The 13503-nt window shown below is 59.3% G+C and carries 14 protein-coding genes and 1 other RNA gene; 7 read left to right on the top strand and 8 right to left on the bottom strand.

Annotated elements, in window-relative coordinates; translation table 11 throughout:
* Window positions 1-49: 49 nt before the first annotated feature.
* The 4 genes from QA646_RS09215 to ssrA form a co-directional block, all read right to left on the bottom strand.
* Window positions 50-262 carry a ribbon-helix-helix domain-containing protein gene (locus tag QA646_RS09215; RefSeq protein WP_283058763.1) on the bottom strand — a complete coding sequence of 71 codons (213 nt, stop codon included), beginning with the start codon at window positions 260-262 and terminating at the stop codon, window positions 50-52.
* 110 nt (window positions 263-372) lie between these two features.
* A complete protein-coding gene (locus tag QA646_RS09210; protein WP_283058762.1) occupies window positions 373-567 on the bottom strand; it encodes a DUF4169 family protein in 195 nt (64 codons plus the stop codon).
* A gap of 53 nt (window positions 568-620) precedes the next feature.
* The gene (locus QA646_RS09205) at window positions 621-1127 is read right to left on the bottom strand and encodes an SspB family protein (RefSeq protein ID WP_283058760.1); all 507 of its coding nucleotides are present in this window, start codon (window positions 1125-1127) and stop codon (window positions 621-623) included.
* A 119-nt stretch (window positions 1128-1246) separates the two neighbouring features.
* Window positions 1247-1618: a transfer-messenger RNA gene (ssrA, locus tag QA646_RS09200) on the bottom strand.
* A gap of 147 nt (window positions 1619-1765) precedes the next feature.
* Here ssrA and QA646_RS09195 point away from each other — a divergent pair.
* The 6 genes from QA646_RS09195 (at window position 1766) to QA646_RS09170 (ending at window position 8479) form a co-directional block, all read left to right on the top strand.
* Window positions 1766-2560, top strand: a complete 795-nt coding sequence (locus QA646_RS09195) for a thymidylate synthase (protein ID WP_283058818.1) — start codon at window positions 1766-1768, stop codon at window positions 2558-2560.
* Entirely contained in the window at window positions 2557-3417 is an 861-nt protein-coding gene (locus QA646_RS09190) for a nucleotide-binding protein (protein ID WP_283058759.1), read from the top strand. The genes QA646_RS09195 and QA646_RS09190 overlap by 4 nt, the downstream gene beginning before the upstream one ends.
* 4 nt (window positions 3418-3421) lie before the next feature.
* Window positions 3422-3967 carry a dihydrofolate reductase gene (locus QA646_RS09185; protein WP_283058758.1) on the top strand — a complete coding sequence of 182 codons (546 nt, stop codon included), beginning with the start codon at window positions 3422-3424 and terminating at the stop codon, window positions 3965-3967.
* Window positions 3968-4128: 161 nt separating this feature from the next.
* Entirely contained in the window at window positions 4129-5256 is a 1128-nt protein-coding gene (hflK, locus tag QA646_RS09180; RefSeq protein ID WP_283058757.1) for an FtsH protease activity modulator HflK, read from the top strand.
* Window positions 5256-6200 carry a protease modulator HflC gene (locus tag QA646_RS09175; protein WP_283058756.1) on the top strand — a complete coding sequence of 315 codons (945 nt, stop codon included), beginning with the start codon at window positions 5256-5258 and terminating at the stop codon, window positions 6198-6200. The genes hflK and QA646_RS09175 overlap by 1 nt, the downstream gene beginning before the upstream one ends.
* Window positions 6201-6397: 197 nt before the next feature.
* Entirely contained in the window at window positions 6398-8479 is a 2082-nt protein-coding gene (locus QA646_RS09170) for a Do family serine endopeptidase (RefSeq protein WP_283058755.1), read from the top strand.
* Here QA646_RS09170 and QA646_RS09165 read toward each other — a convergent pair.
* From QA646_RS09165 to serB, 3 genes are read right to left on the bottom strand one after another with little or no spacing between them, the layout of a single operon-like run.
* The gene (locus QA646_RS09165) at window positions 8457-9047 is read right to left on the bottom strand and encodes a GNAT family N-acetyltransferase (RefSeq protein ID WP_283058754.1); all 591 of its coding nucleotides are present in this window, start codon (window positions 9045-9047) and stop codon (window positions 8457-8459) included. The two genes, QA646_RS09170 and QA646_RS09165, sit on opposite strands and share 23 nt — an antisense overlap.
* On the bottom strand, window positions 9044-9607 hold the full coding sequence (locus QA646_RS09160) for a GNAT family N-acetyltransferase (protein ID WP_283058753.1): 564 nt from the start codon (window positions 9605-9607) through the stop codon (window positions 9044-9046). The genes QA646_RS09165 and QA646_RS09160 overlap by 4 nt, the downstream gene beginning before the upstream one ends.
* A gap of 28 nt (window positions 9608-9635) precedes the next feature.
* Complete coding sequence (serB, locus tag QA646_RS09155; protein WP_283058752.1) at window positions 9636-10526, bottom strand: phosphoserine phosphatase SerB; 891 nt, start codon at window positions 10524-10526, stop codon at window positions 9636-9638.
* Between serB and miaA the strand changes: the two genes are divergently transcribed.
* Entirely contained in the window at window positions 10525-11421 is an 897-nt protein-coding gene (miaA, locus tag QA646_RS09150; protein WP_283058751.1) for a tRNA (adenosine(37)-N6)-dimethylallyltransferase MiaA, read from the top strand. The two genes, serB and miaA, sit on opposite strands and share 2 nt — an antisense overlap.
* 6 nt (window positions 11422-11427) lie before the next feature.
* Here miaA and QA646_RS09145 read toward each other — a convergent pair whose 3' ends face one another.
* A complete protein-coding gene (locus tag QA646_RS09145; protein ID WP_283058750.1) occupies window positions 11428-13476 on the bottom strand; it encodes a DUF87 domain-containing protein in 2049 nt (682 codons plus the stop codon).
* Window positions 13477-13503 lie beyond the last annotated feature (27 nt).

Genomic DNA, 13503 nt, shown 5'->3' with positions numbered 1-13503 from the left:
TGTTGAGCAGAGATGAAGTGGTTGAAGTGCCTTCTTTAACGCACGGCGCTCAGGTGCGGTCCTTCAGCCATTTCAGAACATAGAGCCGAAGCGCCGAAGAAAGGTTGCTCTCCGGGTCGCGCCCGTCGTCGATTTCGGAGATCAGCGCCGCAAGCGAAGTGCCGCGCGCATTGGCGATCGTCTTCAGTTCGGCCCAGAAGGCATCTTCAAGGGAAAAGCTCGTGCGATGGCCATGCAGCGTGGCGGAATGTTTGCGGATCATCGGCGGGTCGATCAAAAAGGTCGGAAACGGAAGAGGTAATTCTAAAAATGATTCAAAATGCTAGCGTAAGCGAATGATTTCGGAAGGATTTCGACTTTCGGTTTGGCGCTTCAGTCGTCTGTTTTAGGCGGCTTGATGTGGCCGGCCTCATGCGCTTTTGTCGCTTTGTCGTTGAGCGCCTTGGTCAGGTTCTTCTCCGCCTTGGTGCGGCCGAAGGTAACGCGATTCTGCTCCGCCTGCTTTTCTTTTTCCAAGCGTGTCTGTTTCTTGCGGAACTGGCGCAGATTGACGATTTCGGCACTCATCGATGTCCCCCAACTGTCGATGTGAAAAGGGGAAGCGCCTGCTTCCCCGGATGCTATTGCTTCTTGCGGAATGCGTCGAGGGAGACGACCGATCCCGGCTTCTTCTCCTCGCCGTCCTTGGCGGCCGCAGGCTCCTCGCTGCCCTCGGCCGATACCGGATAGGCGGTAATCTCGCCGGAGGTCACTTCCTCGTCATCTGTGAGTGGCACGTCGAATTCCAGCTCGAAATTCACGGACGGATCGTAAAAGCCGCGGATCGCATTGAACGGGATGACCAGCTTTTCCGGGACATCGGAGAAGGAAAGGCCGATCTCGAACTGGCTTTCTGTCACCTTCAGATCCCAGAACTGATGCTGGATGACGATGGTCATCTGTTCAGGATATTTCGACTTCAGGTGCTGCGAAATGCGCACGCCGGCCGCACCGGTCAGAAAGGTGATGAAGAAATGATGGTCACCGGGCAGACGGCCGGTGGTGCCGACCTCGGTCAACACCTTACGGATGACCCCACGCAGGGCGTCCTGTGCCAAAATATCATAGCGGATATGATCCTGCCCCATACTTTCCTGTCTTTCGTTGGCCATGTTTTTTTAAGGCTTATGCCACGCCCAGCGCTGACGGGAAACCCCCGTGCGCGAGTCATCAGCCTGATCATACATAATATCGAAGAGAGGGAGAAGGTGAAGGCTTCTGTTGCCAGGTGCCTTCGAACCCCGCCTAAGAGTGCGACCCCTTAGGGCTTTATTTGAAGTGCCACACTGCGATTAAGCAGCGAGACGAGCTTCCGCATAGTTGTCGTTTGCAACTACAATTTTAGCCCGATAACGGTGGTACAATGCCGAGCGAAAAGTCGATCTTTACACCCTTGTCGATCCTGTTTCGCCCCCATCAAAAGCCGGTCTGAAGCCATGCTGGCTTGGCCGGTTTTTGGTGGAGGCGCCGGGTACCGCCCCCGGGTCCAATAGGTTTATTACACCGCTCATTTATCGCCATAGCCGGCCCGAAGACCGGCATGGCTGATATAGTGTTTTCCTTTGGCGAATGGAAGGGGATTTGTCATAAATGCTTCGCGGAACCACAGGTTTGCCGCGATACACGACCGCCGAATGCGAGAATTCCAGGGATTATGCTTGCCCGCAGTTGGTTTCGTGCCAACTTGCCATTAAATTGGAGCGGAATGGAATCGGCGGCGGGTGCGATGAAGCAATATCTCGATCTCTTGAAGCATGTGATGGACACCGGCATCGACCGTGGCGACCGCACCGGCAAAGGCACGCGCTCGGTGTTCGGCTACCAGATGCGCTTTGACCTTTCCGAGGGTTTTCCGGTGCTCACCACCAAGAAGCTGCATCTGCGCTCGATCATCCATGAACTGCTGTGGTTCCTGAAGGGCGAGACGAATATTCGCTATCTTAAGGAAAACGGCGTTTCGATCTGGGATGAGTGGGCCGATGAAAACGGCGACCTCGGCCCGGTTTACGGCCATCAATGGCGTTCCTGGCCGGCTCCGGACGGCGGCCATATCGACCAGATCGCCAATCTGATCGAAGGGCTGAAGACCAATCCGAATTCCCGCCGCCATATCGTTTCGGCCTGGAATCCGGCTGAGGTGGACGAGATGGCGCTGCCGCCGTGCCATTGCCTCTTCCAGTTCTACGTCGCCGACGGCAGGCTTTCCTGCCAGCTCTACCAGCGCTCGGGCGATACTTTCCTCGGCGTGCCCTTCAACATCGCCTCCTACGCGCTGCTGACGTTGATGGTGGCGCAGGTGACGGGGCTGAAGCCCGGCGACTTCGTGCATACGCTGGGTGACACGCACATTTATTCCGACCATTTCGAGCAGGCCAGGCTGCAACTGACCCGCAGTCCGAAAAAACTGCCGACCATGCGCCTTAATCCGGGGGTGAAGAACATCTTCGATTTCAAGTTCGAGGATTTCACGTTGGAAGGCTATGAGGCGGATGCGCATATCAAGGCGCCGGTGGCGAAATGACGCCCATCGCGGCTCAGCCGAGGATATTTATAGGTTCGTCTACCGAAGGGCTCCCAGTCGCATATGCCCTTCAAGAAAATCTTGATTATGAGGCGGAGGTTACCGTCTGGAACCAAGGTATCTTTGCGCCAAGCAGTCTCACCTTGTCGCGGTTGATGTCATCTTTGAGCGAATATGATTTCGCGATTTTCGTCTTCACGGCAGACGACCTCCTGGAGATGCGAGGGCAAAAATTTTCAGCCGTCCGTGACAATGTTATTTTTGAGCTAGGGCTTTTCATTGGAAAACTTGGCCTTAGCAGATGTTTCTTCATTCTGCCTCGACATGCCGAAAATTTTCGTCTGCCCACCGATTTGCTTGGCGTTACGCCCCTGACTTATAACAGCAATCGAAGTGACGGCCTCCTGGTTGCCGCGGTGGGTGCCGCCAGTAACAAGATACGCGCCGCCATGCGTTCGGCTGAGGCCGAGGAAAAATTGCGGCCAACATCGGGTGCGGGCCACGATGGTATTTTTTCGCAGGCGACATTGAACGATTATCTTCAGCTTTGGGAAGCACCGGAGATGAGCGCCGCAAGAGCGAAAGTTCGCAACATTGATAGCGATCCGCGGAGCGATGAATTTCAGGCGGCTGTGCCCGCGATCACAAAGATCTACGCGTTTCTTGAGAGTTTATCGGATCGTATTTTAGCTGGAACCTTGGATGAGACGAAGGTTCGCGCTATTTTCGGAGATGCGGTCCGTTCTTTTTGGCCTTTTTATGCGATTTCGTCATTCCTTCGGGCTCGGCCGATGCGGACGATGCCTGGGAGGAGTTACCAAAGCTCGGAGTTTTGTATTCCAGGTGGAAGGACGTAGTACGATGATCCGCCGCGAACGCGCAGATTCTTTTCCTGCGGAAGATGTCGTTATCATCGTTGCCGTCTCGCGTAACGGTATCATCGGCCGCGACGGGGATATGCCGTGGCGGCTGTCGTCCGATCTCAAGCGGTTCAAGGCGATGACGCTCGGCAAACCGGTCATCATGGGGCGCAAGACGTTCCAGTCGATCGGCAAGCCATTGCCGGGCCGGCCAAATGTCGTCATCAGTCGCGATCCCGCCTTTTCCGCTGAGGCTGTAAAGACGGTGCATTCGCTCAGCGAAGCCATCGATGTCGCGCGCCGTCTTGCTGCGGAGAGTGGCGTCGATGAGATCTGTGTCATTGGTGGCGGTGAGATCTACCGGCAGGCGATCAACCTGTCGGACCGCTTGTTGATCACCCATGTTGAGGCCGATGTGGAGGGCGACACATCCTTTCCCACCGTCGATCCGGCTCTCTGGCAGGTCGAAAGCGAGCTTGCCGTACCGGCTGGCGAAAAGGACACATATCCGACGCGCTTTGTCAGTTATTTCAGGCGCAAAGCATAAAAGCTGTCCGCAAAAATCAACTATTTTCCAATAAATCCGACGAACTTCCTGAAGTTGCGTTGAAAGCAGATGCGCCGATACCTATAACGGGAGACAATCGCCGCTGCCTGCGAATTTCAAAGTCTGCGCGATACTGGGAGTCCATAGACAAAGAGGTTTTGATGCCCTGGAGCAATCAGAATGGCGGCGGCGGCCCGTGGGGCGGCGGTGGCGGCGGCGGAAATAATCAGGGGCCTTGGGGGCAGGGACCGAACCGGCCGCGGGGAAGCGGCAGCGGTGGGCCGCCCGATCTTGAAGACATCATTCGCCGTGGTCAGGACCGGTTGAAGGGGCTTGTGCCCGGCGGCTTCAATGGCGGCGCCTTCGTCATCGTTGCGGCGATCATCGTCATTTTCTGGCTCATCCAGTGCGTCTATACGGTTCAGCCGGACGAGCGCGGCGTCGAATTGCGTTTCGGCCGGCCGCGCGCCGAAGTGTCCATGCCTGGCCTGCATTTCCATTTCTGGCCGATGGATCGTGTCGAGATCGTCAAGGTGACCGAACAGCAGCGCAATATCGGCGGCCGTTCGAGCTCGGGTTCGAATGCCGGCCTGATGCTGACGGGCGATCAGAACATCGTCAACGTGCAGTTCTCGGTGCTCTACACCATCACCAATCCGCAATCTTATCTCTTCAATCTCGAAACTCCCGACGAGACGCTGCAGCAGGTTGCCGAAAGCGCCATGCGCGAGGTGGTGGGCCGCCGTCCAGCCCAGGATATCTATCGCGACAATCGTCAGGAAATTGCGATCGAGGTGAGAAACATCATTCAGGACACGATGGATCGTTACGGTTCGGGCATTTCCATCAATGCCGTGCCGATCGAAGATGCGTCGCCGCCGCGTGAAGTGGCCGATGCGTTCGATGAAGTGCAGCGCGCCGAGCAGAACGAAGATCAGCAGGTGCAGGAGGCCAATCAATACGCCAACCAGCGGCTCGGTCAGGCTCGCGGCCGCGCGGCCCAGATCCGCGAAGAGGCGGCTGCCTACAAGAGCCGTGTCGTCAAGGAAGCCCAGGGCGAGGCGCAGCGCTTCATCTCCATCTATGACGAATACGTGAAGGCGCCGGAAGTGACCCGCAAGCGGCTGTTCCTCGAAACCATGGAGTCGGTTATCGGCAATTCGAACAGCATTATCATCGACGACAAGCAGGGCGTCGTGCCCTACCTGCCGCTGAACGACCTCGGCAAGCAGTCCACGACGACCCCGCCGGCCAAGCCCGCGGCCGCACCTCAGCCGGAGGCCAAATAATGACGTCCAGCCGTTTGCCAACCATTCTCATCGCGATAGCGGTGCTGCTGCTGATCGTTTATTCCTCCATTTTCGTGGTCAATGCCCGCGAACAGGCAATCGTTCTGCGCTTCGGCCAGATCCGTGCCGTGAAGACGGAGCCGGGTCTCTACTTCAAGCTGCCCTTTGCCTTCATGGATGCCGATCGGGTGCAATATATCCAGGATCAAGAGCTGCGCTTCGATCTCGACAATATCCGTGTCCAGGTCTCGGGCGGCAAGTTCTATGAGGTCGATGCTTTTGTCGTCTACCGGATCACCGACGCGCGGAAATTCCGGGAGACGGTGTCAGGTGATCGCGATGCGGCAGAATCGCGCCTCAGGACCCGCCTCGATGCGTCGCTGCGTCGAGTCTACGGTCTGCGTGGTTTCGAAGCTGCGCTATCCAACGAGCGCGCTTCGATGATGACGGAAGTGCGTGACGATCTGCACCGCGATGCCGAGACCCTCGGCCTGAATATCGAGGATGTTCGTATCCGCCGCACCGACCTAACCCAGGAAGTGTCGCAGCAGACCTATGACCGTATGAAGGCCGAGCGTCTGGCGGAAGCCGAGCTGATCCGCGCCCGAGGTAACACAGAAGGTCAGCGCCGCCGCGCCGTTGCCGATCGTCAGGTCGTCGAGATCGTGGCGGATGCACAGAAGGACTCGGAGGTCCTGCGCGGTCAGGGCGAAGCCGAGCGCAACGGCATCTTTGCCGACGCCTCCGCGCGCGATCCGAGCTTCTACGAATTCTATCGCTCGTTGGCCGCCTATCGCACGGCGCTCGCTTCAGGCGGCAAGACGCTGGTCCTGCCGCCGAACCAGTCGGAATTCTTCAAGTATTTCGACAGCTCCGTTGGTTCTGCTCCTGCGGCAGGTGCGCCGGCGCTGGCTGCGCCGTCGACGACACCGCCCGCGAAATAGTGTGCGACGACCTGCTGAAATCCAAGGGGCTGCCTGTCGGCGGCCCCTTGTCTTTGTGTCTGAGGGCATCAATCTTACCATGAATCGCAGGGCCGGATGGACGTGCGGGGATATCGCAAAAAGGTGATTTCCCGCTTCATCATTCCGCCTTATGTTGATGCTTATACAAGACTTCCCTTTCTCGATGAGGATGCCTGATGGCCTCGACCAATCGCCTGCCTTTCAGACGTTCGTTCGCGCTCCTGGCCAGTGTGGCGCTTCTTGCCGGTCCCACCCTGGCAGGGGTCGATCGGGTCTATGCGCAGACGACGCAGACGCCTTCGACCGATACGACGACGCCGAATAGCGGCGCCGCTGCTGGCGCGCAGGCTCCAGCCAATTCGGCAACCACCACGGACGCGCCTGTCTCAGGTTCGGCTGGCGCACCTGCGCCGAGCGGCTCGACTGCTGCGTCAGGCGGCGAGGGGAAGACCGAGGCACAAGCCCCAGCCAATTCCGGGACGACAGCGCCGGCAACCACCGGCGAAACGGGCCAGGCTCAAGCCACCGGCTCTGCCGGCGCACCCGCCGGCAATACGGCGTCAGGCACCCAGCCGCCCGCGACCTCCAATAGCCAGACACCGGCCACGGCGACCAACCCGGCCCAGGCTCCAATGGGCGGCTCGACCGCAACGACGACTGAGAACCCGACCGTTGCGCCCAACAGCACGATGCCGCCGGTCACGGGCAATCCGGCAATGAATGCCGGTCCGGCCTCGGTTGCTGATCTGGCATCCGGTCTGCTGGACGCCGTGGTCAATATTTCCACCTCCCAAAAGGTCAAGGATGAGGGCGATGGCCCGGCGACCCCCAAAGTGCCGGACAATTCGCCGTTCCAGGAGTTCTTCAACGACTTCTTCAAGAACCGGAACAACGAGAACAGCAATCGCAAGGTCAGCTCGCTCGGTTCCGGTTTTGTCATCGATCCATCCGGCTATATCGTCACCAACAACCACGTCATCGAAGGCGCGGACGATATCGAGGCGATCTTCCCGAACGGTACGAAGCTGAAGGCTCGGTTGATCGGCACGGACACGAAGACCGATCTTTCCGTGCTCAAGGTGGAACCGAAGCGCCCGCTGATAGCGGTGAAATTCGGCGATTCCAGTAAGATGCGCATCGGCGACTGGGTCATGGCGATCGGCAATCCCTTCGGTCTCGGGGGCTCGGTGACTGTTGGCATCGTCTCTGCCCGTGGCCGCAATATCAACGCCGGTCCTTATGACAATTTCATCCAGACGGATGCGGCGATCAACAAGGGCAATTCCGGCGGGCCGCTCTTCAACATGAAGGGCGAGGTGATCGGCATCAACACGGCGATTATTTCGCCGAGCGGCGGCTCCATCGGCATCGGCTTCGCCGTGCCGTCCGAATTGGCCGAGGGTGTCGTCAAGCAGCTCATGGATTTCGGCGAGACCCGTCGCGGCTGGCTCGGCGTGCGCATTCAGCCGGTAACCGACGATGTTGCCAACAGCCTCGGCCTCGACAGCGCCAAAGGCGCGCTCGTCGCAGGCGTGATCAAGGGCGGGCCGGTTGACAACGGCTCGATCAAGGCCGGCGACGTCATTCTGAAATTCGATGGCAAGAACGTCGACGAGATGCGCGATCTGCCGCGCGTTGTCGCCGAAAGCCCCGTCGGCAAGGAGGTCGATGTCGTCATCTTGCGCGATGGCAAGCAGCAGACTGTCAAGGTCACGCTCGGCCGGCTCGAGGACAGCGACCAGGCAGCCGCAGTAAGCAGCGGCGATAGCAACAATCAGGGTGATAAGGGCGGCAGCGACAAGGGGGGCGGCGATAGGGCACCCCAGCTCGCGCCCAACGATAACGGCAATGGCGGCCGCGACGGCGTCATCAATCCCGACGAGGGAGATGAAGGCGATGACGGAACGGACGGGCAGGACCAGGACAATGATCAGCAGCAGGCGCCACAGCCGCAAGCCTCCCAGGACGTGCTTGGCATGAAACTCGCGACGCTGAATGCCGAAAACCGCAAGAGTTTCGGCATTGCCGACAGTGTCGACGGCGTGGTGATTACGGAGGTCGCACCGGGTTCGGCCGCCGCCGACAAGGGGCTGAAGCCCGGCGAAGTCGTCGTCGAAGTGGCTCAGGAATTCGTGCAGACGCCGACCGCTGCCTCGGAAAAAGTTGCATCGCTCAAGCGGGAAGGCCGCCGCAACGCGCAGATGATGATCGCTTCTCCGAATGGCGATCTGCGCTTCATTGCGGTAGCGCTGGAATAGGCTGCTTCAATCTTTGGCGGCGCCATTCTGCTGCGCTCAGGCGATAGAGCACATGACGCCTTAGCTGCGGATGGGTATCGGGAATATCCGGGTGATCGAAATCGCCGGCCGGATCGCGACGCATGCCGATCCGTTGCATGACTGCCAAGGCGCGGTGATTGTTGTGCACGGCGATGGATATGATTTCGCCGAGTTCCAGCGTCTCGAAACCGTGACGCAGCAAAGCGGTTCCGGCCTCACTGGCATAGCCCTGATGCCAGTGCCGAGCCGAAAGTCGCCAGCCGATTTCGACGGCATTTTCAGGCAAGATTGGTTCAAGCTTCGGCTTCGAAAGTCCGGAGAAGCCGATCGGCTCGCCGTTCTGTTTCAATGTCAGTACGAGGAGATCGAAGTCGGCTTCCGATATCAGTGCGCCAATGATGTCAAAGACGGCATCGGCGTCTTCCCGGCTGCGGCGGAAGGGAAAGAATTCGAGGACGTCGGGATCGGAGCTCAGTTCATAAAAGAGATCGCGATCGCTCTCCCGGCATGGGCGCAGGATGAGCCGTGGCGTCTCGATGATCGTCATTGCCGGGCGCGCCACTCGGCTGCGGTCAGGCGATAAAGCACGTGACGCTGCAGATGAGGGAAGGTATCAGGAACGCCGGGGTGATCGAAATCACCGCCTTCGACTCGATGCATGCCGATCCGCTCCATTACCGATGTCGAGCGGATATTGTTGTGAACCGCGAAGGAAACGATCTGATCGAGAGCAAGCGTGTCGAAGCCATAGGCAAGCAATGCCCTCGCCGCTTCGCTGACCAGCCCCTTGCCCCAATACCGCGCTGCCAGCCGCCAGCCGATCTCGACGGTACCCACAGGCACGAACGGTTCCAAATGGTTCGTCTGTGCCAGCCCGCAAAAGCCAATCGCGTCGCCACTGGCCTTGAGCTCCAGGGCGTAGAAGCCAAACCCCGTCTCGGCGATCATGGATTGGGCCCGCTCTAAAAATGCATCCGCTTCCGCCCGATTGCGCCGAAAAGGAAAGAACTCCATGACCGTCTCATCGGAATTGATCTCGAAGGCGAGATCGCGGTCTTCATCGCGCCAGTTGCGGATGATAAGGCGCTCGGTTTCGGCAATGATCATAGATCGCCTCCAATCGTCAGCGTTTTTGCTACGCCTTGACGAAATCGGTTTTCCGGTAACCCTGGATATAGAGCAGGGCGGTCAGGTCGCCGTGGTCGATCCGCATCTTGGCTTGGGCAGCGACCGTTGGTTTGGCGTGCAGGGCGACGCCGGAGCCGGCGAGTTGCAGCATGCCGAGATCGTTGGCGCCGTCGCCGACGGCAATCGCCTCATCGGTGGAGATACCAAGTTTTTCGGCAATGGTTTTAAGCGCGTCGACCTTGGCTTGCATGCCGAGAATGGGTTCGGCGACAAGGCCGGTCAGCACGCCATTGTCTTCCAGCAGGATGTTGGCGTGGTTCTCGTCGAAATCCAAGGCTGCCGCGATGCGGCTCGTGAAGAGGGTGAAGCCACCGGAGACGAGGGCGGCGTAGTAGCCCTTGGCTTTCATGGTGGCGATCAGTTCCGCTCCGCCGGGGGTGAGGGTGATGCGTTTGGCAATGACGTCATCGACGACGGAGATCGGCAGGCCCTTCAGCAGCGCCACGCGCTCTCGCAGCGCCGGTTCGAAGGCGATCTCGCCGTTCATGGCGCGAGCGGTGATGTCAGCGACCTTCTCCTTCAGTCCGACCTCGGCCGCCAGTTCGTCGATGCATTCCTGGCCGATCATCGTGGAATCCATATCGGCGATCAGCAGTTTCTTCCGGCGCGTCTCGGCTTCCTGGATGACCAGATCGATCGGCGCACCGGCGATGACGGCAAGAATATTGGCTTCTGCCGCCCGCAGATCGGCGCCGTCGCACAGTGCAATATCGCAGGCGATACCGTCGGCCAGCCAATAGAGTCCCGATGCCTGGACGGCGTCTGCCGCTTGCTCGGCGAGTGCCGGAACGAGAACGGGGTTTGACGGATTGGCAATAAGCGTGGCAACGAAGGCCATGAGCAGAAACCTTATGAGCGATATCGACGCGATCCTGATAACCGGGCCGACCGCCAGCGGCAAGTCCGCGCTTGCGGTGGAATTGGCCCGTGAGCATGACGGTGTGGTCGTCAATGCCGACAGCATGCAGGTCTATGACACGTTGCGCGTGCTGACGGCCCGTCCATCCGAAGAGGATATGCAGGGCATTCCGCACCATCTCTATGGCCATATACCGGCGGGGCAGGCCTATTCCACCGGCACCTGGATGCGTGAGGCTGCTGCGTTGGTGGCGCACTTGTGCGGTGAGAAACGGATGCCCGTTTTTGTCGGTGGCACCGGGCTCTACTTCAAGGCTTTGACCGGCGGGCTTTCCGACATGCCCGATATTCCCGCCGATATTCGCAGCCGCCTGCGTGAGCGGCTGTTGATGGAGGGACCAGAGGCGCTGCATCGGGTGCTCGTCATTTGCGATCCGGCCGTGGCGGAAAGCCTCAATCCTCAGGATGGTCAGCGTATTGTCCGGGCGCTGGAAGTGATCGAGGCGACGGGACAATCCATCGCCACGTTTCAGGGCAAGACCGGTCCTGTGATTGTCAATGCCGACCGTGCGCGAAAGATCGTCGTGCTGCCGGATCGCGCCGTATTGCATCAGCGCATCAACGGCCGTTTCGAGAAGATGCTCGCCATGGGCGCTGAAGATGAAGTGCGGGCCTTGCTAAAGTTGAAACTGCCGGAAGAGATGCCCGTCATGAAGGCGATCGGCGTATCGCAAATCGCTGCGATGCTGCGAGGCGAGATGACGCGTGAGGAGGTTCTCGAGACCGGCGCTGCCGCAACGCGGCAATATGCAAAGCGGCAGATGACCTGGTTTCGCAATCAGATGGACGCAAGCTGGGAGCGCATCAGTCCTTAGTCTGCGTCAGTCCTTATTATAGAGGCTGCTCAGCGGCTTCTTCAGGATACTGTCGCGCAAGGACAGGCCACCTTCGCGCCGCGCAGACGGCGAGAGCTCGTTCGCCGCTAGGGACTGACCGCTTGCATTGTCGCTGCCTCGAAATTCGCGGCGCAGTTCGGCAAGCCGGCTGTCGATCGAGGTCTGGGGAGCTGCGCCAAATGCAGAGGCGGCCGTCGTGCGTGGCAGCATGTCGGGTCGATAGGGCTCTATCGGCGGCGCGGCAATTCGCATCGGTTGCGGCTCGGGCGCCGGGACAGTCTGATCGACATCGTCATCGCCTATATCTTCGTCGATATCTCTAACCGGATCGCTCGAGGCCCTATAGCTATGCTGGAAGGCGGAGATATCGGGGCCGGAGATCGAGCGCATACGGCTGATAATGGTGCGCAAATCGACCGTATCGGGTGATTCCTCGGTCGTTCTTGCGATGCTGCCGCTGGCCTTCGGCAGCAGGTGTTCTTCGACCCGGGAAAAGCGCATGCGCATGGGGACTGCGATCGCTTCGCCGAAGGCGATGGCTTCGCCGTTGCCGATCGAAGACAGGAAGCTCGTCGTCGAAATCGAGGAATTGGGGATTGCCGAACGTATGATCTCTTGGTCGCGGTCGTTTGCGAGGCGCATGGCGAACAACGTCGAGCATTGCGAGAGGATCGTCTGATCGAGTTCACCCGGACGCTGGGTGATAATGCCTAGCGACACACCATATTTGCGGCCCTCCTTGGCGATCCGGGCAATCGCCTGTCGGGTCGGGAAGAAGCCGAGCGTCGGGTCGGCGGGGATATAGCGGTGCGCTTCCTCGCAGACGACAAGCATATGGATCGCGCCCTCGCTCCAAAGTGCGAGTTCGAAGGCCATACGGCAGAGGACGGAGGCAACGGAGTTGACGACCTCGGAAGGAATCCCGGCGAGCTGGAAGGTGCAGATCGGCTTGTCATCGCCGGGAATACGAAAGATCTGCGCGATCGTCTCCATGATCGTGTCGCTGATCGTATTGTTGGAGAACATGAAATGATAGCGCGGATCGTTGATGGCGGAGATGACGCGCATTTTTAGGGAGCGCAGATGCGGTTTTTCCTGCCTGCCTTCGAGCCGGCCGATGCGCTCATCGATCAGCGCCAGCAGATCGGCCATGCGGTAGGGAACCGGCGTATCAGCCGTCACCGAGCTCTTTTCCGTCTGACGGCGCATCAGCGGCGAGTCGCTGCCGCGAAAGGCCCGTTTCGCCTCCGGAATAATGTCACGCAGCATGTCCAGTTCGTCGGGGATTGGCGTGCGGCCGCGGAAGACGACTTCGGCGAATTCATCGAGCCGCATCAGCCAGAAGGGCAGGTCGAGCGTATCGGTATCGACGACGACGGAATGCTTGGGAAAGGCGGCGGCGAACTCATTGTGCGGGTCAAGGATCAGCACGCGCAGTTTGGGATCGGAGACGATCGCCTTGTGCAGCAGCAATGAGACGGCGGTCGATTTGCCGACGCCGGTTGAGCCGACCACGGCGAAATGCTTGGCGAGCATCGAAGGAATATGGATGGCGGCGTCGATGCTCTCGTCCTGCGTCAGCTTGCCGATGACGCAACTGCTATCCTTGCCGGCATCGAAAATGCGCATAAGATCGGCAGCGCGGATGCGATGGGCGATGGCGCCGAGGTAGGGATAGGAGGAGATGCCGCTGGAAAATTCCTCGCGGCCGTTTGCGCCGACACGGACTTCGCCCAGCAATTCCACTTCGATGCGGAAAAGATTGTCCTGTCCTTCGCCCCAGCCTGTATTGCCGGTGTTCATGGAGTAGACGAGGGCGGCAACGCGATTGGCGCCTACGCTGATCGAGATCAGTTTGCCGACGGACCAAAGCTCGGTCAGATCGGTGCCGCCGTCCTCGGCGATTGCTGCAATGGTTGCCCTGGATCCACTGCATGCGACAACGCGGCCGAGGAAGCGATTTCCCGGCTTCAGATTGTCGCGACGATCAAGGTCCCCAGCCTTGCCGGACGTCTGCAAATCATTATTGAGCAAACGGTTACTCCCAGCGTTAAGCTCTGG

The organism is Rhizobium sp. CB3090 (assembly GCF_029714285.1).
Lineage (GTDB): Bacteria > Pseudomonadota > Alphaproteobacteria > Rhizobiales > Rhizobiaceae > Rhizobium.
The sequence above is the reverse complement of the archived record's forward strand: the minus strand, read 5'-3'. Positions and strand labels throughout refer to the sequence as shown.